The following is a 19,199-nucleotide window of genomic DNA, read 5'->3' as shown; positions in this document are numbered from 1 at the left end:
ACCAGAAGCCTCGCGGGTATTACGGTCGAGCGGGTAGTCAACTTTGACTAGCGAGGGGATTCGAGTGTCCGACGCGGCGATCACCGTCGAGGAAGCACACAAGACATACAGGGGCGGCAGCAGTGGCCCCGCACTGGACGGGCTCGACCTGACGGTCGCGCGCGGCACGGTGCACGGGGTGCTCGGCCCGAACGGCGCGGGCAAGACCACCCTGGTGAGGATCCTGGCCACCCTGCTGCGGCCCGACGCGGGCCGGATCGAGGTGGCGGGGCACGACGTCGTGCGCGAGGCGTACGCCGTACGGCTGCGCATCGGCCTGCTCGGCCAGCACGCGGCGCTCGACGAGGAACTCGGCGGCCGGCAGAACCTGGAGCTGTTCGGCCGGCTGCACCACCTGGGCGCGCGACGCGCATGCGCGCGTGCCGACGAACTTCTGGAGCGCTTCGAGCTCTCCGGCACCGGACAGAAGGCGGTCAAGCAGTACAGCGGCGGCATGCGACGCCGCCTGGACCTCGCCGCCTCCCTGATCACCGAACCGGAGGTGCTCTTCCTGGACGAACCGACCACGGGCCTCGACCCGCGCGGCCGCGCGGAGGTGTGGGACTCGGTCCGCTCCCTGGTCGGCGGCGGTACGACGGTCCTGCTCACCACCCAGTACCTGGAGGAGGCCGACCAGCTCGCCGACCGCATCTCCCTGGTGGACGCCGGCCGGGTCGTCGCCGACGGCACGGCGGACGAGCTCAAGGCGGCCATCGGCGGCGACCGCATCGACGTCGTCCTGCGCGACGCCGGTCACCTGGGCACGGCCGTCGCCCTGCTGCCCGTACCGAAGGACGCGATCACCGTGGACACCGACCGGCGGCTGCTGAGTGCCCCCGTCACCGACCGCATGGCGGCCCTGGCCGGGGTCGTCCGCGCGCTGGAGGAGGCCGGCGTCGAGGCCGAGGACATCGCCCTGCGCAGGCCCACCCTCGACGAGGTGTTCCTGCGGCTGACCGGGCACGACGACCGGGCGAAGGAGGCCGCGTGACCACCACGGCGTACGCCCTGACCGACTCCTGGACCATGACCCGCCGCGAACTCGCCCGCTGGGGGCGGCAGCCGGTCACGGTGGTGGTGAACCTGGTCTTCCCGGTGATGCTGCTGCTGATGTTCGGCTACCTGGTCGGCGGAGGCCGGGGCGTGAGCGGCGAGTACCTCGACTTCCTGGTGCCCGGCATGCTCGCGCTCACCATGGCCTTCGGCCTGGAGGGCACGATGGTCGCCGTCACCCAGGATCTCGACAAGGGCGTCATCGACCGCTTCCGCTCCATGCCCATGGCCAACGGTGCGGTCTTGGTGGGCCGTTCCGCCGCGGACATGCTCCAGTCGGCGCTCGGCCTGGCGGTGCTCCTCGCCGTCGCCGCCGCGCTCGGCTGGCGCGCCCAGGGCGGCCCGGCGGGCTTCCTGGGCGCCGTGGGACTGCTGCTGCTGTTCCGGTTCGCGATGCTGTGGATCGGCATCCACCTGGCGCTGGTCGCCGGGAAGCCGGAACTGGTGCAGGCCGTGCAGATCCTGGTCTGGCCGGTCGGCTTCCTGTCCAACGCCTTCGCCGCCCCCGGGTCCATGCCCGACTGGCTGGGCACGGTCGTCGAGTGGAACCCCATGTCCCACACCGCCACGGCCGTACGCGACCTGTTCGGCGGCCCCGGCGGCGAACCGGGCCACGTGTGGGCCGCCGTCGTATGGCCGCTGGCGCTGCTGGCGGTGTTCTTCCCGCCGGCGGTAAGGAGGTTCTCGCGGCTCGGCAGGTGAGGGCGGGTCCTCAGCCGTCCGGACCCGTACCGGCGTCGGGGTCCGTGTACACGCGCAGGCGAGCGCCCCTGCTCTCCGCGATGCGGCACACGTCGGTCAGGGCCTCGCCCATGCGGGCCAGCAGGTAGCGGAGCTGGACGGCACTCACGTGCTCCTCGTCGTGGAGCATGTCGGCGAGATGGGCGAGCAGATCGGCGGCCATGTCGAGCTGGACGCCCTCGGCGATGTCGGCGGCCCGGGAGAGGCGCCCGCTGCCGTCTGTCAGGAGGTAGCAGGGCTTGCCCTCGGGGCTCGGCCAGGGCAGGAGGCGGGCGGGGGTGAGGGCGTGGTGTGTCATGCGGTCAGTCCCAGGCGGTGTGTCGGGTGCGGGGGCAGGTGGACGCCCTGAGGGGCGATCAGCAGGGAACGGCGCCGGGCTTGTCGGCGCCGTTCCCGTTCTCGACGCTCGTGCGCGATGACGTAGGGACGTACGAGGCCGTGGTCCTCGCCGCGAAGGGGGCGCGCGCCGAACTGGCGTGGGGCGGGGCCCTCGGCGGGCGGGGGCGGGGGGTCGTAACCGTCCCGTGCGTCGAGCCGGCGTCGTCCGGTACCGGGGGAGACGAGGCTGAGCAGCGGTTCGATGAGGCGGGCGATGAGGCCGAGCATGGTGTGACTCCGTGATCGATGTCGCGTTCTGTAGCGATCGACATACAGAGTGAAACGGCCCGTATTAGGCTCGCCAGGGGGTTCGGCGTGACAGAGCATTTGTCACAGAGGAGTTGATCTCGTGGGCACCAACTACGGCGAGTGGCTCAAGGAGCAGCGCGAGGCGGCGGGGCTGACGCAGCAGCAACTGGCCGAGGCCGCGGTCATGACTCGAACGCACATCGCGCACATCGAGGCGGGGCGCCGGGTGCCGTCGCGGGAGGACGCGCGGCGGCTGGACAACGCGCTGGGCACGGGGGATGTGCTGAGCCGGTTTCTGCCGCAGGAGGACGTAGCGGTCGCCGACTACTTCGAGGCGGCCCGGCGACTCGAACAACAGGCTGTGATGATCCGCGAGTTCGCCCTGTCGTTCGTCCCGGGGATCCTCCAGACGGAAAGGTACGCGCGTGCGGTTCTGAGCACGTCGTTCCCTCCGGTGAGTGAAGAGGAATGTGACAGGCTCGTTGTCACACGCCTGGAGCGGGCGAAGGTCCTGGACGATCCGGTGACGCCCGTAGTGTGGGCGCTGCTGGACGAGGCGGTGCTGCGGCGGGTCGTGGGTGGCCGGGAGGTCATGGCGGAACAGGTCCTGCACATGGTCCGGCTGGCGGAGAGTGGCCGGGTGCGGGTCCATGTGATGCCGTTCGACGTCGGCTTCCATCCGCTGATGGAGAGCATGCTCACGTTGATGGACTTTGAGGATCAGCCGCCAGTGGCGTATGGAGAGGGCTCGCACATGGGCAAGCTCCACGACTCCCCGTCTGTGGTTCGGACGCTGGAGGGACGTTACGCTCTGGCGCTAGGCGATGCACTGCCGCTCAAGGAGTCCCTGGCCCTGCTCAGGGCTACAGCGAAGGACTATGAACACCATGACTGATCGCGTCATGTCCAATGCAGCGATAGCAGCGGGCTGGAGAAGATCCTCCTACAGCAACAGTGAGGGCGGCAGCTGCCTCGAAGTCCTCGACGGCCACCGCCGGGGTGTTCCCGTACGTGACTCGAAGAACCCCCACGGTCCCGCAGTGGTCGTTCCTGCCTCCGCCTGGTCGACGTTCGTCACGGCGGTCAGGAGCGGCGGCTTCCCCTCCTGACCGCCCGCTGACCCACGGCCACGCGTCCGCCTCGGCCTCCGCCCGCTCCAGTACGCGAAGGATCTCGCCCCCGCTCGTAGGGCGAGCGGGGGCGAGACCCCGTGGTCGGCGGGCACCGGGTGTCAGCGGTGCCCGCGGCGCATGGGCACCAGGTTGCCGCGCCGGTGGGCGGCGACGAGCATGGGGATCGCGATCAGCACGCTGACGATGACGGGCACGATCGACGCCTCCAGGCCGAACTCTCCGCCGGTCACCAGGTCGGGGCCGGTCGGAGTGGTGGTCATCAGGCCCTCCGAGGCGTGGCCGGAGACGGGGATGCCGATCAGCCCCAGGGCGGTGTTCCAGGCGAAGTGCAGGCCCACGACGAACCAGATGTTGCGCTTCCACAGGAACGCGGCACCGAGGAGGACGCCGGCCTCGATGGCGATCGCGGTCGAACTCCACAGCGTGGCACCCGGGTTGGCCGCGTGCAGTCCGCCGAACAGCGCCGCGGTGATCGCCAGGGCCGCCCAGCTGCCGCACATCTTCTCCAGTGCCTGGAGGGCGAGGCCGCGGAAGAGCAGTTCCTCGGTCACGGCGGCGCCGACCTGTACCGCGGCCATGCTCGCCACGATCGACAGGCCGTCACCGGGCCGTTCGTCGAAAGAGAATTCGGTGAGGAGCGTGAGCATCGACACGGTGATGAGCCCGAAGCCGATCACGACACCGGACAACGTCTGTGTCACGGCCCCCGACTTCGCGATCTCCGGTACGTCCCGCCGGGCGACGTAGCGCATGACCGCCCAGTAGACGACAACCGCCACGGCCGCACCCATGACGGCGACCACCCCGCCCACCGAGACCAGGCTGGACGCCAGGCCCACACCCACTATCCCGGTCAGCATCCAGCCGAGGGGGGACCGGAGGAAGCGGCCACCCTTTTGGCGTGTGGGCTGGGGGGACGCGGTGTGTGTCGTACTCATGATGACCTCCGTATGGCATCGGTCGAGTGCCTTCCGCGACCTGCCGAGAACGCTACGAGAGCGGCGGCATCTCCGAATCACCCCTGAGCGGACAGATCCGAGTAGCTCCCACGGGGGACACGGGGGGGCGTCGGCATCGAACGCCGTGATGGCCGGTCACGGTGGTGGTGAACCTGGTCTTCCCGGTGATGCTGCCGGCTGGGCACGGCCGTCCAGGGGAACCCGATGTCCCACACCGCCACGGCCGTGCGCGACCTGTTCGGCGGCCCCGGCGGCGAACCGGGCCACGTGTGGGCCGCCGTCGTATGGCCGCTGGCGCTGCTGGCGGTGTTCTTCCCGCCGGCGGTGCGCCGGTTCTCGCGGCTCGGCCGCTAGTGATGGAAGCCGGTGGCCGCTTGCCTGTCACGGGTGAGGGGACGCGGCTGCCGGCGCAGTCCCGGCAGCAGCCGGGTCAGGTCCTCGGCGAAGACGTCGGCGAGGTCCTCGGAGAAGCCGTTGCGGCACACCACGCGGAGCACGGAGAGGTCCTGGCGGTTCGCCGGGAAGGTGTACGCGGGCACCAGCCAGCCGTGCTCCCGCATCCGCCGGGACACGTCGAAGACGTCGTACGCCGTCACGTCGTCGGCGGTCGTGAACGCGAACACCGGGAGCTGGTCGCCCCGCGTGAGCAGCCGGAAGTCGCCGAGCGACCCGATCCGCGCGGAGAGGCCCGTGGCCACGTCCCGCGCGGCCTGCTGCACCGCGCGGTAGCCGTCGCGGCCGAGCCGCAGGAACGTGTAGTACTGCGCCACGACCTGCGCGCCCGGCCGGGAGAAGTTCAGCGCGAAGGTCGGCATGTCGCCGCCCAGGTAGTTCACCCGGAAGACCAGCTCCTCGGGCAGCGCGTCCGCGTCCCGCCACAGCGCCCAGCCGACACCCGGGTACACCAGCCCGTACTTGTGCCCCGAGGTGTTGATGGACGCCACGCGCGGGAGGCGGAAGTCCCACACCAGGTCCTCGTCGAGGAAGGGCGCGACCATCGCACCGGACGCCCCGTCGACGTGCACCGGGATGTCGAGGCCGGTGCGCTCCTGGAGCTCGTCCAGCGCGGCGCACAGGCCGGCGATCGGCTCGTACGACCCGTCGAAGGTGGAGCCCAGTACGCCGACGACCCCGATGGTGTTCTCGTCGCACAGCCCGGCGGCGGCCTCCGGGTCGAGGTGGAACCGCTCGCCCTCCATGGGTACCTGACGGGGCTCCACCTCCCAGAAGGTGCAGAACTTGTCCCAGCAGACCTGCACGTTGACGCCCATGACGAGGTTGGGCCGGGCGTCCCGCGCGGGAGCGCGCCCGCTCCAGCGCCGCTTCAGCGCCATTCCGGCGAGCATGCACGCCTCGCTCGAACCGGTCGTCGAACAGCCCACGACCGCCGCCGGATCGGGCGCGTGCCACAGGTCGGCGAGCATCGCCACACAGCGCCGCTCCAGCTCGGCGGTGCGCGGGTACTCGTCCTTGTCGATCATGTTCTTGTCCCGGCACTCCGCCATCAGACGGCCGGCCTCCGGCTCCATCCAGGTGGTGACGAAGGTGGCCAGGTTCAGCCGCGCGTTGCCGTCCAGCATCAGCTCGTCGTGCACGAGCTGGTACGCCGTCGAGGGCGCCATGGGCGTGTCGGGCAGCCGGTGCTTGGGCGGCGCCTCGGTCATGTCCCCGACCGGATTGGCCGGCCCCAGGAAGGGGTTGACGGACATGGGGCGCTCGTCGTGCTGCGTGCCTTTGTGGAGCGGCATGGGGTCTCCTTGGTCTCGGGAGCGACGGGGGCGACGGGGGCGACGGGGGTGGGGAGAGGCCGGGGGAAGGTCATCGCACGGCCGTGCCGTCCTCCCGCAGCTGCATCAGCGGGCGTCCCGTCACCAGCAGCCAGGTCGGCAGCGACGCGATGCACAGGAGGACGAGGATCCCGGGGGAGACGACCAGGACGGCGGCGACGAACAGGCTCACCCAGCCCTGCCGGGTGATGGCCAGCAGGATCCCCAGCACCCCCGCCGACACGCCCACCGCCGGCGGTACCCCGGGCACCAGGGCGTGCGCGGACAGCCCGAGCGCGGTGCCGACGAACACCGCCGGGAAGATCCGTCCGCCCCGGAAGCCGCAGGGCGCGGCGACGAGCAGCGCGGCCGGCTTCACCACCGTCATCGTGGCGAACTCGCCCGCCGACCAGCCGTCGGGGTCACGTGCCAGGACCGCGATCTCGTCGAGCCCCTTGAACAGGGTCAGGTGCCCGCCCAGGGCCGCCAGGACGCCCAGCACCAGCCCGCCGGCGGGAAGCATCAGCATCGGGTGCCGCAGCCGCCGGAACGCCCCGTGGACGTACGGGAAGGCGTACACGGCGCACATGCCGAGCAGCGCGCCCACCGGAGCCAGCACGAGGGACGCCAGCAGATCGCCCCAGCCGGGCTGCCCGAACGGCGGCAGCCGGAGATCGAAGCTCGGCTCCGACACCAGGGAGATGGTGAGCGCGCCGGCCCCGGCGGCGGCCAGCGGCGCGAAGAGGCTGTCCCACAGCCGCCCCTTGATCCGCTGCCCGGCCAGCGCCTCGGAGATGACCAGCGCGGCGGCGACCGGCGTGCCGAACAGCGCGCCGATCGTGCCGGCCTCCGCCAGCGCCACCCAGCCCTGTTCCCGGGTCTGTGGGAAGGCCCTGAGACCCGCCCATACCGCCAGCGAGACGTTCACGGCGATGATCGGGTTCTCGGGCCCCGGACTGGGCCCGCCGGCCAGCATGAACGCGGTCGCCGGCAGCAGCCCCGGCAGCACCGCGGGCGGCAGCACCGGTGCGTCGAGACCGGTGGTCGCCGGGTCGGGGCCCGCGTGCCCCGGCACCTTCCACACCACCAGTCCGACCGCGATCCCGGTGGCGACGAGCACCACGGACATCCACAGCACGGAGTACCCGCCGACGCCGAGGGCGTCCGGCAGGTCCTGCCAGAGCACATCCTGCAGCTCCTCGGCCGCCGTGCTCACCCCCACCAGGACCAGGCTCGCCACCACGCCCACGACCAGCGCGGGGACGACGGTCGGCAGCAGGGCGCGTGCCGGGGTGGCGGCGGGGAGTGCCTGCTGCGAGCTGTCCTGGGCCACGCGCACACGATAAACAGACAAGCCGGGCAAAACCGTGACCGGCTTGCATCTCACGTGGCGTGAGGACCCAGGCTGGAGCGCGTACCGAGAAGGGAGCGGAAGTGAGCTACTCCGTGGGACAGGTGACCGGATTCGCCGGTGTCACCGTGCGCACCCTGCACCACTACGACGACATCGGCCTGCTCGTCCCGAGCGGGCGCAGCCACGCGGGGCACCGGCGCTACAGCGACGCCGACCTCGACCGGCTGCAGCAGATCCTGTTCTACCGCGAGCTCGGCTTCCCGCTCGACGAGGTCGCCGTCCTGCTCGACGACCCGGACGCGGACCCGCGCGCGCATCTGCGCCGGCAGCACGAACTGCTGACCGCCCGGATCGAGAAGCTGAAGAAGATGGCGGCGGCCGTGGAGCACGCCATGGAGGCACGCAAGATGGGGATCGATCTGACGCCCGAGGAGAGGTTCGAGGTGTTCGGGGACAAGGACCCCGAGCAGTACGCCGCCGAGGCGGAGGAACGCTGGGGCGGCACCGAGGCGTACGCCGAGTCGCAGCGCCGCGCGGCGAGCTACACCAAGGAGGACTGGAAGCGCGTCCAGGCCGAGGTCGACGACTGGCAGGAGCGGTACACCGCCCTGATGGCCGCCGGAGGGCAGCCGTCCGGCGAGGCGGCCATGGACCTGGCCGAGGAGCACCGGCGGCACGTCGGCAAGTGGTACTTCGAGGTGTCGTACGAGATGCACAGGTGTTTCGCGGAGATGTACGTCTCCGACGAGCGCTTCAAGGCGTACTACGACTCCATGCGGCCCGGTCTCGCCGAGCACCTCAGGGAGGCGATCCTCGCCAACGCCGCGCGGCACACCGCCTGAGCGTCGTGGCCCGGCTCACATCCGGGCCACGACCTGCGGGTTGCTTCCCGCACCACGGCTCGCGGCTTTCTCCGGGACGGGTCACAGGGCATCCTGGGTACCCCCGCGGAACCTGGGCCCCGACGGCTGCGTTCATAATTTGGGCAGCCAGCCCAGCCCTTACCCCCCAGCTGCAGGAGCCACATCCCCGTGACCACGCTTGCGCTCGGCCCTGAGTGGCTGAGCCCGGACTACCTGATCGAGACCTTCAGCCTGCCCGGCATCCTGCTGATCGTCTTCGCGGAGTCCGGACTCTTCGCGTTCCTGCCCGGTGACTCCCTGCTGTTCACGGCGGGTCTCTTCGTGGCCGAGGGCACTTACATCAGCCAGCCGCTGTGGCTGGTGTGCACGCTGATCGTGCTGGCCGCCGTCATCGGCGACCAGGTCGGTTACATGATCGGCAAGTTCTTCGGGCCCAGGCTGTTCAGCCGGCCGAACTCCAAGCTCTTCAAACAGGAGAACCTGGAGAAGGCGCACGAGTTCATGGAGAAGTACGGCCCCAAGGCGATCGTCCTGGCCCGCTTCGTGCCGATCGTGCGCACGTTCGCGCCCATCGTGGCCGGCGCCGGCCGCATGAAGTACCGCACGTTCTTCACGTACAACCTCATCGGCGGTGTCGCCTGGGGCTGCGGTGTCACCCTCGCGGGCTACTGGCTCGGGCAGATCGAGTTCATCAAGACCAACGTCGAGCCGATCCTCGTCCTGATCGTCCTCGTCTCCGTGGTGCCGATCATCATCGAGTACCTGCGCGAGCGCGGGAAGAAGAAGCGCGCCGCCGCCGAGACCCCGGCCACCGCCCCGCAGCACCCCCAGCACCCGGTCATGGACGACGCCACGACCCAGCTGCGCCGCATCACCCCGTCCGCCCCGCAGCGCCCCCAGCAGCAGCACTACGGCAACCAGGGGTACCCCCAGCAGCCGTACGGCGACCAGGGGTACCCGCAGCAGCCCCAGCAGCCGTATGGCGACGAGCAGTACTACGACCAGAACCAGCAGCAGCCGTACAACCGGGGCTACTGAAGCGCCCCAAAGGGGCGCGGGGAACTGCGCGATCAGCCCCACCCGGCCCGCGGCCGCCAACGCAGACGAGGCCCCGAGCCGGATGGCGCCGAGACTTGAATGGCGCCCGCGCTAAAACCCCCGCGTCCGCTTCGCCGCCCGGCGCTTCTCCGCGGACCCGATCCGCAGGAAGATCCGCGAGATCTCCGACCCGAGGTTCACCCCGATCGCGATGGCCATGGCCAGTGCCACGGCCTTCGTGAGGGACGTCAGCCCCGAGTCGACCTCGTTCTGGGCGATCCCCAGCAGACCGAAGTACGTCGCGGAACCGGGCAGCAGCGGCCCGATCGCCGCCGTGGTGTACGGCAGCGCGGACGCGAACCGGTACCGGGCCAGCAACTGCCCGAACAGGCCCACGAGGCCCGCCGCCGCGGTCGTGGAGACCACCGGTGAGATGTCGCCGGTGTAGTGCATCGCGCCGTACACCACCCAGGCGACCCCGCCGTTCAGGGTCGCCATCAGCACGGTGGACCGTTCCTGCTGGAGCAGCACCGCGAAGGCCAGGGACAGCAGCATCGACGCGGCGATCTGCCACAGCGGGTCGTCGGAGACGCCGAGCGCCGCGTCCGGGTTCAGCCTGGCGCCCAGCTGCACGCCGAAGTACAGCACCGTCAGCACCCCGGCCACGATGCCCACGAAGAAGTACAGGACCTCCAGCAGACGCGCGGACGCCGTGATGTAGAAGCCGGTCAGGCCGTCCTGCACGCCGGCCACCAGCGCCCGCCCGGGCAGCAGCGCGAACAGCCCACCGGTGATCACCGCGGACGCCTTCACGTCCGCGTGCGCCAGCGTCAGCGCCACCCCGATCGCGGCCGGCGGCATCGCGGCCACCGTGAACTGGTAGAACTCCGGCAGCCCGCGCCCCGCGCACAGCCAGGCCAGCCGGTCGCCGAGCATCGCGCCGACCGCGGCCGACACGAACACCAGGAAGCCGCCGCCGACGAGCACCGAGGCCGCTCCCGCGAGCAGTCCGCTCGCCGCGGTCAGAGCCCAGCCGGGGTACGGGTGCCGGTTGCGGCGGATCTCCGCCAGCCGGCGGTAGGCCTCCTCCAGGGAGACGTGCGTCTCGTCGTCGCTGAGGTCGTCCACCAGCTGGTAGACGGCCGCCAGCCGGGTGTAGTCGGGGCTGCGGCGCCGCACCGTGCGCGACGCGGTCACCGGGTCGTCGACCAGGGACGGCTGGTGGGAGATCGACAGCAGGGTGAACGTGACGTTGGGCTCGCAGCGGTCCAGGCCGTAGGAGCGGCACACGGCGAACATCGCCGCCTCCACGTCCTCGGCACCCTCGCCGCCCGCCAGCAGCAGCTCGCCGATGCGCAGGGTCAGGTCGAGCACGCGCGGCACGGCCGGACCGGCCTCGTCGTGCCGCTGCACCGGCTCCGGAGCCGGCCGTTCGGTCACCGGCATGCGCAGCATGGTGCGCATCCGGTCCTGCCACGGCACGTCCTTGGCCAGGCTGACCAGCGGGATCCCGCTCGCCGGGGTGAACGTCGCGGTCTGCTTCGCGCTGTAGGTGCTCGGCGTGCTGAACGCCGACCCCTCCGTCCCGTCCGGGGGCGGCGGGGCCACGTCCAGCCCCTCCGGGAGAGCGAACTCGGAGGTCGTCTCGGACTCCGTGCCGGTCCTCGGGACGGCCAGCCCCTCGGGGACGGCGAACTCGGACGTCGTCGACGACTCCGGCTCGGCCGGCGCCGCGACACCGGTGGGAGGCGCGAACACGCTCCTCGCCTCGTCCGACCGCGGCTTGCGGCCCTCCGCGTCCGTCACCTGCTCCGCTCTCCCTTTACGACACCGTCCGTGAGACCGTCCGTAAGCCTGCCCCGTACAGCCTCAGTATGCGCACGCACGGCAAGACGGGCCGCACGCGCGCGTGCGGCCCGTCTCTGCGTCGCGCAGCGGGAGGGCTCAGTGGCCGCCCGTCTCCTTGAAACGCTTGTAGGACCGCTCGATCTCCGCCTCGGCGTCCACCCGGCCGACCCAGTTGGCGCCCTCGACCGACTTGCCCGGCTCCAGGTCCTTGTAGACCTCGAAGAAGTGCTGGATCTCCAGGCGGTCGAACTCGGACACGTGGTGGATGTCCCGCAGGTGCTCCACGCGCGGGTCCGTCGACGGGACGCAGAGCAGCTTGTCGTCGCCGCCGGCCTCGTCCGTCATCCGGAACATGCCGATCGCGCGGCAGCGGATCAGGCAGCCCGGGAACGTCGGCTCGTCCAGGATGACCAGCGCGTCCAGCGGGTCGCCGTCCTCGCCGAGGGTGTTCTCGACGAAGCCGTAGTCGGTCGGGTAGGCGGTCGAGGTGAAGAGCCGACGGTCCAGGCGGATCCGACCCGTCTCGTGGTCCACCTCGTACTTGTTCCGCGAACCCTTCGGGATCTCGATCGTGACGTCGAACTCCACCGGACGCTCCTCCATGATCAGCACATAGTTCTGGTGATTAAGTGTCCCTCACGCAGGTGTGTGATCGCGAAAGGGGCTGGTGGTCGTGCCAGAGCTGAGGCCTTGGCGGGCCGCGGGACCGCACGTCGTGCGGATCGCGGACGCCGTACGACCTCGTCTCACCCGGGCCGCGGAGACCGTACGACCACGTCTGGCGCGCGTCACCGCGGCCGTCGGGCCATGGTTCGCGCGGCCGGGCCGGCCGGGATCACCGCAGGCCCCGCGGGTCGCGCGGCCGAAGACCTGGCAGTTCACCGCGACCGCCGCCACCGCCGGTCTGGCGCTGGCCGCGGGTGTGGCGACCGCCGCCGGTCCCTGGGACTCCTCGGGTCAGCGTACGGCCGAGCGGGACCGGGCCGTGGCCCTGGAAGCCGCGCGTGGCACAGATCACGGTGGCACCCGCGCCCACGCCGGTACGCCGCCCCGCGGACCACAGGCCGTCCCGCCGGCCGTCTCCGTGCTCACCGGCCTCGGTGGCACCGCCACCACCGTGAAGTCGGCGCCCGGCGGCAAGGCCCTCGGCGCCGTCCTCGACCCGCTGCTGAGGAACCCGGCGCTCGGCCGCCACTCCGCCGCCGTGGTCGACGTGGCCACCGGCGAACGGCTCTACGGCACCGGCTCCGGGGACGCGCTCATCCCCGCCTCGACCACCAAGATCGCCACCGCCGTCGCCGCGCTCTCCGCGATGGGCGCCGACCACCGCCTCACCACCCGCGCGGTGTACGAACCCGACACCGGGGAGGTCGTCCTGGTCGGCGGCGGCGACCCCACGCTCACCGCCCGCAAGGAGGCCGGCGGTCTCGCGAGCCTGCGCGACCTCGCGGAGCGGACCGCCGCCGCCCTGGCCAAGCGGGGGGTGCGCGAGGTGACGCTGTCGTACGACACGACCCTCTACGAGGGCGCCACGATCCACCCGATCGGGGTCAACCCGAACCTCGCGGCCGTCACCCCCCTGATGGTCGACGAGGCCCGCTCCGACGGCTCCACCAGCGGACCGGCCCCGCGGATCGCGGACCCGGCGGCCGACGCCGCGCGGAAGTTCGGCGACCTGCTGAAGGAGCGAGGTGTCAGAGCCACCCCTCCCGGCCTGTCGAAGGCGACCACCCGCGCGTCCACGCTCGCCACGGTCTCCTCGCCCCCGCTGGCCGCCCTCGTCGAGCGGATGCTGACCAACAGCGACAACGACCTCGCCGAGGCCCTCGCGCGCCACACCGCCCTGGCCACCGGCGGGAGCGCCGACTTCGCGGGCGCCGGCGCGGCGGTCACCGCCCGTCTGAAGCACCTCGGTCTGTCTTCGAAGGGCGCGGAGGTCAAGGACGGCAGCGGCCTCGACCGGCGCGACAAACTCACCACCGACCTCCTCACCGCCCTGCTCGTCAAGGCCGGCGACCCGGCCCACCCCGAGCTGCGGCCCGCCCTCACCGGCCTGCCCGTCGCCGGCTTCACCGGCACCCTCGCCGGCCGCTACACCGACGGCGCGGCCGGCGTCGTACGCGCCAAGACCGGCACGCTCACCGGCGTGAACACACTGGCGGGCACGGTCGTCGACAAGGACGGCCGCCTCCTGGCCTTCGCCTTCCTGGCGAACGACACCACCGCCCCCACGGCGGCCCAGTCCGCCCTGGACAAGGCGGCCACGGCCCTGGCGGCGTGCGGCTGCCGCTGACCTTCAAAGGGGGTCTGGGCATAAAGGGGCGCGGGGAACTGCGCAAGGGGGTCTGGGGGCAAAGCCCCCAGGGACGGGACGGGAAGGGGCGGCGGGGCGAAGAACTCAAAGCACGACGACCACCCGCCCTGCCCGGAACCGACGTCGGCTTCCTGTGGAGCCGCGCGAACCGCGTCAAGGGGACCGGGGGTCACCCCCGTCACCTCGCCGTCCTGCCCGAAACCGGGGCACTCACGTACCGTTGACGCATGACGAGCATCGGTGGTGCTGCCTCTTCCGGGATGGTCGACTGGAATCTCGCGGTCGCGACCGCGACCCGCCTCATGCGGCCGGGCCCCGACGTGAGCCGCGACGAGGCCAGGGCCGTCGTCGCGGAACTGCGCCGGCACGCGAAAGCCTCGGAGGAACACGTCCGGGGCTTCACTCGTCTGGGCACCGAGGAGACCCACGACACCCCCGTCCTCGTCGTCGACCGCCCCGGCTGGGTCCGGGCCAACGTCGCCGGCTTCCGCGAACTGCTCAAACCGCTCCTCGACAAGATGCAGGAACGACGCGGCACCAGCCCCGGCAACGCGGTCCTCGGTGCCGTCGGCGGCAAGGTCACCGGCGTGGAGCTGGGCATGCTGCTGTCCTTCCTCGCCTCCCGCGTCCTCGGCCAGTACGAGACCTTCGCCCCCGCCACCCGCGACCTCCCGGCCGGTGCGAACGGTGCAGGACGGCTGCTGCTCGTCGCCCCCAACATCGTCCACGTCGAACGCGAACTCGATGTCGAACCGCACGACTTCCGCCTGTGGGTGACCCTCCACGAGGAGACCCACCGCACTCAGTTCACCGCCGTGCCCTGGCTGCGCGACCACCTGGAGGGCGAGATCCAGTCGTTCCTGGGGGAGACCGACGTCGACCCCATGACCGTCCTGGAACGCGTCCGTGAGGCCGCCCAGTCGCTCGCCGGAGGGCGTCCCGAGGGCGAGGAGGGCGACGAGGGGCGTTCCCTCGTCGAGCTCGTGCAGACCCCCGCCCAGCGTGAGATCCTCGGCCGGCTCACCGCCGTGATGTCCCTGCTGGAGGGCCACGCCGACTTCGTGATGGACGGTGTCGGCCCCGCCGTCGTGCCGAGCGTCGCCGAGATCCGCGAGAAGTTCCAGCAGCGCCGCGCCAAGGGCGCCTCCCGCCTGGACACGGCCCTGCGCAAGCTGCTCGGCCTGGACGCCAAGCTCCGCCAGTACCGGGACGGCGAACGCTTCGTGCGCGCCGTCGTCGAGGAGGTCGGCATGGACGGCTTCAACCGGGTGTGGACCTCGCCCAACACGCTCCCCACCAAGGCGGAGATCGCCAAACCGGCGGACTGGATCACACGGGTGCACCGCAAACCGGAAGCCTGAGCACCGCGCACCGTCATGCGCCGCACACGGCCGGCGGCAGACGAACGCCCCTCCAATCACCCGTCCGAGGGACCGTGAGCCTTGAGTAGGCGTGCAATGCTCGGGGAACGGCCCGGTTCTGTCACCATCTACACACTCTGAGTGACCGAACCTCGGGCTCACCCCCCGACAATTTCATGAAGGGAACCGGACATGGGTCCCCATCCCGCGGTCGCGGCGATACGCCTGGCGGTCCGCCGCGTCCTGACCGACATCCTCGACGACCACGGCCGAGCCCCCGGCCGCGCACCGCACGAGCAGCCGCCCTCCCCGCTCGTGCTCGTGGCCTGCTCCGGCGGCGCCGACTCCATGGCGCTCGCCTCCGCCCTCGCCTTCGAAGCCCTCCGTCTCGGCGTCCGCGCCGGCGGCGTCACCGTCGACCACGGCCTCCAGGCCGGCTCCGACCTGCGCGCCGCCGAAGTCGCCTCGCGCCTGCGCGAACTCGGCCTCGATCCCGTCGAGTGCACCGCTGTCACCGTCGGCCGGGGCGGCGGCCCGGAGGCCGCCGCCCGGGACGCCCGCTACGCCGCCCTGGACGCCGCCGCCGAACGGCACGGCGCCACCGCCGTCCTGCTCGGCCACACCCGCGACGACCAGGCCGAGACCGTCCTGCTCGGCCTCGCCCGCGGCTCCGGCATCCGCTCCCTGTCCGGAATGGCCGCGGTCTCGGGGGCCGACGGCCGTTACCGGCGCCCCTTCCTCCAGCTCGACCGGCAGACCGCCCGCAAGGCCTGCATGGTCCAGTCCCTGCCCGTCTGGGACGACCCGCACAACGCCGACCCCGCCTACACCCGTTCCCGGCTCCGCCACGAGGGCCTGCCCGCCCTGGAGAAGGCCCTCGGCAAGGGCGTCGTCGAGGCCCTCGCCCGTACGGCCCAGCTCTCCCGCGACGACGCGGACGCCCTCGACGCCTGGGCCGGCCGGGCCGAAGCCGGCGTCCGCGACGCCGACGGCCGCCTGGAGTGCGCCGCACTGCACGACCTGCCGCCCGCCGTACGCCGCCGTGTGCTGCGCCGCGCCGCCATCGAGGCCGGCGCGCCGGCCGGTTCGCTGTTCGCCCGCCACATCGAGGAAGTCGACCGGCTGATCACCGGCTGGCGCGGTCAGGGGGCCATCAATCTCCCCGGCCGGGTCGTGGCCCGCCGGCAGGGTGGCAGACTGGTGATTCGGCAGGGCTGAATCCGGACCCCACCGACCCGTACGAGTCGCGGGACGGACCGGACCGGCCGGTGGGACGACCGAAAGTGATGCGGGTGGACGCGAAAGACATGGGTGCCGACCTCGAGAAGGTACTCATCACCAAGGAAGAGATCGACGCCAAGCTGGCGGAGCTGGCCGCGAAGATCGACGCGGAGTACGCGGGCAAGGACCTGCTGATCGTCGGCGTGCTCAAGGGCGCGGTGATGGTGATGGCCGACCTCGCGCGGGCGCTGTCCACCCCCGTCACGATGGACTGGATGGCCGTGTCCTCGTACGGGGCGGGCACCCAGTCCTCCGGTGTGGTGCGGATCCTCAAGGACCTCGACACCGACATCAAGGGCCGGCACGTCCTGATCGTCGAGGACATCATCGACTCCGGACTGACCCTGTCCTGGCTGATCTCCAACCTCGGCTCGCGCGAGCCCGCCTCCCTCAAGGTGTGCACGCTGCTGCGCAAGCCCGATGCCGCCAAGGTCGCCATCGACGTGGAATGGGTCGGCTTCGACATTCCCAACGAGTTCGTCGTCGGCTACGGCCTCGACTACGCCGAGAAGTACCGCAACCTCCCGTTCGTCGGTACGCTCGCGCCTCACGTCTACGGCGGCTGAACCCCGGGTCCGGGCCCGCCGTACGTGATCGGGAACCCCGGCGGGCTCCGCGGCGTTGGAGCATGCGTGGACGCGATTGCCGGCTGTCCCCCGCAGCTTCGGGGGACAAAGCTGGGGTACCGTCCGAAGAACAGCCTTTATCAAACTCACTATGGCAGGAGGGACGGGGCGGCACCGCTCCGTATGGATGGACGTGAAGCGATACTTCCGTGGGCCGGTCATGTGGATCGTGCTGGCCGTCCTCGCCGTGGTCGTGTTGATGCAGGTCGTCGGCTCGTCCGGCGGCTACAAGACGGTGGACACCGGCGAGGTCGTCCAGGCGATCAATGAGAACAAGGTCGAGTCGGCCAAGCTGACCACCGGCGACGAGCAGATCATCAAGGTCCAGCTCAAGGACGGCGTCGAGGTCAAGGACAGCTCGAAGATCCAGGCGAGCTATATCGGCGACCAGGGCGTCACCATCGCCAGCACGCTGCAGGACAAGTTCCAGAACAAGCAGATCCCGGACGGCTACACCGTCTCGCCGTCCAAGCAGAACGCGTTCGTGAGCATTCTGCTGTCCCTGCTGCCCTTCGTCCTCATCGTGGTCGTCTTCCTGTTCCTGATGAATCAGATGCAGGGCGGCGGCTCCCGCGTCATGCAGTTCGGCAAGTCCAAGGCGAAGCTCATCACCAAGGACACCCCGAAGACGACGTTCTCGGACGTCGCGGGATCGGACGAGGCGGTGGAGGAGCTCCACGAGATCAAGGAGTTCCTGCAGGAGCCGGCGAAGTTCCAGGCCGTCGGGGCGAAGATCCCCAAGGGTGTGCTGCTCTACGGCCCGCCCGGTACCGGTAAGACCCTGCTCGCGCGTGCCGTCGCGGGCGAGGCCGGTGTGCCGTTCTACTCGATCTCCGGTTCCGACTTCGTCGAGATGTTCGTCGGTGTCGGTGCCTCCCGGGTCCGTGACCTGTTCGAGCAGGCCAAGGCCAACGCCCCCGCGATCGTCTTCGTCGACGAGATCGACGCGGTCGGCCGCCACCGCGGCGCCGGCCTCGGCGGTGGTCACGACGAGCGTGAGCAGACCCTGAACCAGCTCCTCGTCGAGATGGACGGCTTCGATGTCAAGGGCGGCGTGATCCTCATCGCCGCGACGAACCGGCCCGACATCCTCGACCCGGCGCTGCTGCGTCCCGGCCGCTTCGACCGCCAGATCGCGGTCGACCGCCCGGACATGCAGGGCCGCCTCGAGATCCTCAAGGTGCACCAGAAGGGCAAGCCGGTCGCCCCGGACGTCGACCTGTCGGCCGTCGCCCGCCGCACCCCCGGCATGACCGGTGCCGACCTGGCCAACGTGCTGAACGAGGCCGCGCTGCTGACCGCGCGCAGCGATCAGAAGCTGATCGACAACAAGATGCTGGACGAGGCGATCGACCGTGTGGTCGCGGGCCCGCAGAAGCGGACCCGGATCATGTCGGACAAGGAGAAGAAGATCACCGCGTACCACGAGGGCGGACACGCCCTGGTGGCGGCGGCCTCCCCGAACTCCGACCCCGTCCACAAGATCACCATCCTCTCCAGGGGCCGTGCCCTCGGCTACACGATGGTGCTCCCGGACGAGGACAAGTACTCGACCACGCGCAACGAGATGCTGGACCAGCTCGCCTACATGCTGGGCGGCCGCGCGGCCGAGGAGCTCGTCTTCCACGACCCGACCACCGGTGCCGCCAACGACATCGAGAAGGCCACCGGTGTGGCCCGCGCGATGGTCACGCAGTACGGCATGACCGAGCGTCTCGGTGCGATCAAGTTCGGCGGGGACAACACCGAGCCGTTCCTCGGACGTGAGATGGCTCACCAGCGCGACTACTCGGAAGAGGTCGCCGCGCTGGTCGACGAAGAGGTCAAGAAGCTCATCGAGACCGCGCACAACGAGGCGTGGGAGATCCTCGTCGAGAACCGTGACGTCCTCGACAACCTGGTCCTGGCCCTCCTGGAGCGGGAGACGCTGGGCAAGGAGGAGATCGCCGAGATCTTCGCGCCGATCGTCAAGCGCCCGCCCAGGCCCGCCTGGACCGGCTCCTCCCGCCGTACGCCGTCCACCCGCCCGCCGGTCCTCTCCCCCAAGGAGCTGGCCCTGACGAACGGGGCGAACGGCGCGACGCCGGCCATCACCACCGCCAAGAGCACCGTGGCGGACCCCGCCCCGGCGCCGGAGCGGACCCCGGAGGAACGCCCCGAGAGCTGATCCCGAGGCTCCCGGTGACCCCACCGGGC

General features: G+C 71.1%; 18 protein-coding genes and 1 pseudogene. 12 read left to right on the top strand and 7 right to left on the bottom strand.

Annotated features, from left to right (window positions below; translation table 11 throughout):
- The first annotated feature begins 64 nt into the window (after positions 1-64).
- Both ACIA6T_RS24330 and ACIA6T_RS24325 read left to right on the top strand, forming a co-directional pair.
- Positions 65-1,030 carry an ATP-binding cassette domain-containing protein gene (locus tag ACIA6T_RS24330; RefSeq protein WP_399448571.1) on the top strand — a complete coding sequence of 322 codons (966 nt, stop codon included), beginning with the start codon at positions 65-67 and terminating at the stop codon, positions 1,028-1,030.
- Positions 1,031-1,065: 35 nt separating this feature from the next.
- A complete protein-coding gene (locus ACIA6T_RS24325; protein ID WP_399448638.1) occupies positions 1,066-1,794 on the top strand; it encodes an ABC transporter permease in 729 nt (242 codons plus the stop codon).
- Positions 1,795-1,804: 10 nt separating this feature from the next.
- Here the strand turns inward: ACIA6T_RS24325 and ACIA6T_RS24320 are convergent, their stop codons facing one another.
- Positions 1,805-2,131, bottom strand: coding sequence for a hypothetical protein (locus tag ACIA6T_RS24320; RefSeq protein ID WP_399448570.1), 327 nt, complete (start codon positions 2,129-2,131; stop codon positions 1,805-1,807).
- The gene (locus ACIA6T_RS24315; protein ID WP_399448569.1) at positions 2,128-2,439 is read right to left on the bottom strand and encodes a hypothetical protein; all 312 of its coding nucleotides are present in this window, start codon (positions 2,437-2,439) and stop codon (positions 2,128-2,130) included. Before ACIA6T_RS24315 ends, ACIA6T_RS24320 begins: the two co-directional genes overlap by 4 nt.
- A gap of 121 nt (positions 2,440-2,560) precedes the next feature.
- Here ACIA6T_RS24315 and ACIA6T_RS24310 point away from each other — a divergent pair, with 121 nt between their 5' ends.
- Together ACIA6T_RS24310 and ACIA6T_RS24305 are read left to right on the top strand one after the other, a co-directional pair.
- A complete protein-coding gene (locus ACIA6T_RS24310) occupies positions 2,561-3,355 on the top strand; it encodes a Scr1 family TA system antitoxin-like transcriptional regulator (RefSeq protein WP_399448568.1) in 795 nt (264 codons plus the stop codon).
- On the top strand, positions 3,348-3,569 hold the full coding sequence (locus tag ACIA6T_RS24305; protein WP_399448567.1) for a DUF397 domain-containing protein: 222 nt from the start codon (positions 3,348-3,350) through the stop codon (positions 3,567-3,569). The genes ACIA6T_RS24310 and ACIA6T_RS24305 overlap by 8 nt, the downstream gene beginning before the upstream one ends.
- Positions 3,570-3,691: 122 nt before the next feature.
- Here the strand turns inward: ACIA6T_RS24305 and ACIA6T_RS24300 are convergent, their stop codons facing one another.
- Positions 3,692-4,531: a lysostaphin resistance A-like protein gene (locus ACIA6T_RS24300; RefSeq protein ID WP_399448566.1), complete on the bottom strand. Its 840-nt coding sequence runs from the start codon at positions 4,529-4,531 to the stop codon at positions 3,692-3,694.
- Positions 4,532-4,729: 198 nt separating this feature from the next.
- Between ACIA6T_RS24300 and ACIA6T_RS24295 the strand changes: the two are divergent.
- A pseudogene (locus ACIA6T_RS24295) lies at positions 4,730-4,906 on the top strand (ABC transporter permease); the annotation flags it as partial.
- Here ACIA6T_RS24295 and ACIA6T_RS24290 read toward each other — a convergent pair.
- The gene (locus ACIA6T_RS24290) at positions 4,903-6,300 is read right to left on the bottom strand and encodes a glutamate decarboxylase (RefSeq protein ID WP_399448565.1); all 1,398 of its coding nucleotides are present in this window, start codon (positions 6,298-6,300) and stop codon (positions 4,903-4,905) included. The pseudogene ACIA6T_RS24295 and the gene ACIA6T_RS24290 overlap by 4 nt on opposite strands.
- 70 nt (positions 6,301-6,370) lie before the next feature.
- Positions 6,371-7,651, bottom strand: coding sequence for an ion channel protein (locus tag ACIA6T_RS24285; RefSeq protein ID WP_399448564.1), 1,281 nt, complete (start codon positions 7,649-7,651; stop codon positions 6,371-6,373).
- Between the two features lie 101 nt (positions 7,652-7,752).
- Here ACIA6T_RS24285 and ACIA6T_RS24280 point away from each other — a divergent pair, with 101 nt between their 5' ends.
- Both ACIA6T_RS24280 and ACIA6T_RS24275 read left to right on the top strand, forming a co-directional pair.
- Positions 7,753-8,514: a MerR family transcriptional regulator gene (locus ACIA6T_RS24280; protein WP_399448563.1), complete on the top strand. Its 762-nt coding sequence runs from the start codon at positions 7,753-7,755 to the stop codon at positions 8,512-8,514.
- A gap of 189 nt (positions 8,515-8,703) precedes the next feature.
- The gene (locus tag ACIA6T_RS24275; RefSeq protein WP_399448562.1) at positions 8,704-9,573 is read left to right on the top strand and encodes a DedA family protein; all 870 of its coding nucleotides are present in this window, start codon (positions 8,704-8,706) and stop codon (positions 9,571-9,573) included.
- A 111-nt stretch (positions 9,574-9,684) separates the two neighbouring features.
- Here ACIA6T_RS24275 and ACIA6T_RS24270 read toward each other — a convergent pair whose 3' ends face one another.
- Positions 9,685-11,379: a threonine/serine exporter family protein gene (locus ACIA6T_RS24270; protein WP_399448561.1), complete on the bottom strand. Its 1,695-nt coding sequence runs from the start codon at positions 11,377-11,379 to the stop codon at positions 9,685-9,687.
- A 138-nt stretch (positions 11,380-11,517) separates the two neighbouring features.
- Complete coding sequence (locus tag ACIA6T_RS24265) at positions 11,518-12,009, bottom strand: inorganic diphosphatase (RefSeq protein ID WP_030828087.1); 492 nt, start codon at positions 12,007-12,009, stop codon at positions 11,518-11,520.
- A gap of 79 nt (positions 12,010-12,088) precedes the next feature.
- Between ACIA6T_RS24265 and dacB the strand changes: the two genes are divergently transcribed.
- The 5 genes from dacB (at position 12,089) to ftsH (ending at position 19,170) form a co-directional block, all read left to right on the top strand.
- Positions 12,089-13,714 carry a D-alanyl-D-alanine carboxypeptidase/D-alanyl-D-alanine-endopeptidase gene (gene dacB, locus ACIA6T_RS24260; protein WP_399448560.1) on the top strand — a complete coding sequence of 542 codons (1,626 nt, stop codon included), beginning with the start codon at positions 12,089-12,091 and terminating at the stop codon, positions 13,712-13,714.
- A 248-nt stretch (positions 13,715-13,962) separates the two neighbouring features.
- Positions 13,963-15,096 (top strand): zinc-dependent metalloprotease, encoded by a 1,134-nt coding sequence (locus ACIA6T_RS24255; RefSeq protein ID WP_399448559.1) that lies wholly within the window; start codon positions 13,963-13,965, stop codon positions 15,094-15,096.
- A 192-nt stretch (positions 15,097-15,288) separates the two neighbouring features.
- Complete coding sequence (gene tilS / locus ACIA6T_RS24250; protein WP_399448558.1) at positions 15,289-16,314, top strand: tRNA lysidine(34) synthetase TilS; 1,026 nt, start codon at positions 15,289-15,291, stop codon at positions 16,312-16,314.
- A 68-nt stretch (positions 16,315-16,382) separates the two neighbouring features.
- Entirely contained in the window at positions 16,383-16,943 is a 561-nt protein-coding gene (hpt, locus tag ACIA6T_RS24245; protein ID WP_030863364.1) for a hypoxanthine phosphoribosyltransferase, read from the top strand.
- A gap of 187 nt (positions 16,944-17,130) precedes the next feature.
- Positions 17,131-19,170: an ATP-dependent zinc metalloprotease FtsH gene (gene ftsH / locus ACIA6T_RS24240; RefSeq protein ID WP_399448557.1), complete on the top strand. Its 2,040-nt coding sequence runs from the start codon at positions 17,131-17,133 to the stop codon at positions 19,168-19,170.
- Positions 19,171-19,199: the final 29 nt, after the last annotated feature.

This window comes from Streptomyces sp. NPDC051740 (assembly GCF_044453165.1).
Lineage (GTDB): Bacteria > Actinomycetota > Actinomycetes > Streptomycetales > Streptomycetaceae > Streptomyces > Streptomyces atrovirens.
Note: the sequence above shows the minus strand (reverse complement) of the source record. Positions and strands in the feature narration are given on the sequence as shown.

Excerpts from the sequence above, each read along its gene's own strand:
- hpt (WP_030863364.1), top strand. The coding sequence starts at position 16,383 with ATGCGGGTGGACGCGAAAGACATGGGTGCCGACCTCGAGAAGGTACTC.
- ACIA6T_RS24255 (WP_399448559.1), top strand. The coding sequence starts at position 13,963 with ATGACGAGCATCGGTGGTGCTGCCTCTTCCGGGATGGTCGACTGGAAT.
- ACIA6T_RS24290 (WP_399448565.1), bottom strand. The coding sequence starts at position 6,300 with ATGCCGCTCCACAAAGGCACGCAGCACGACGAGCGCCCCATGTCCGTC.
- tilS (WP_399448558.1), top strand. The coding sequence starts at position 15,289 with ATGGGTCCCCATCCCGCGGTCGCGGCGATACGCCTGGCGGTCCGCCGC.
- ACIA6T_RS24320 (WP_399448570.1), bottom strand. The coding sequence starts at position 2,131 with ATGACACACCACGCCCTCACCCCCGCCCGCCTCCTGCCCTGGCCGAGC.
- ACIA6T_RS24325 (WP_399448638.1), top strand. The coding sequence starts at position 1,066 with ATGACCCGCCGCGAACTCGCCCGCTGGGGGCGGCAGCCGGTCACGGTG.
- ACIA6T_RS24300 (WP_399448566.1), bottom strand. The coding sequence starts at position 4,531 with ATGAGTACGACACACACCGCGTCCCCCCAGCCCACACGCCAAAAGGGT.
- ACIA6T_RS24315 (WP_399448569.1), bottom strand. The coding sequence starts at position 2,439 with ATGCTCGGCCTCATCGCCCGCCTCATCGAACCGCTGCTCAGCCTCGTC.
- ftsH (WP_399448557.1), top strand. The coding sequence starts at position 17,131 with ATGGACGTGAAGCGATACTTCCGTGGGCCGGTCATGTGGATCGTGCTG.
- ACIA6T_RS24305 (WP_399448567.1), top strand. The coding sequence starts at position 3,348 with ATGACTGATCGCGTCATGTCCAATGCAGCGATAGCAGCGGGCTGGAGA.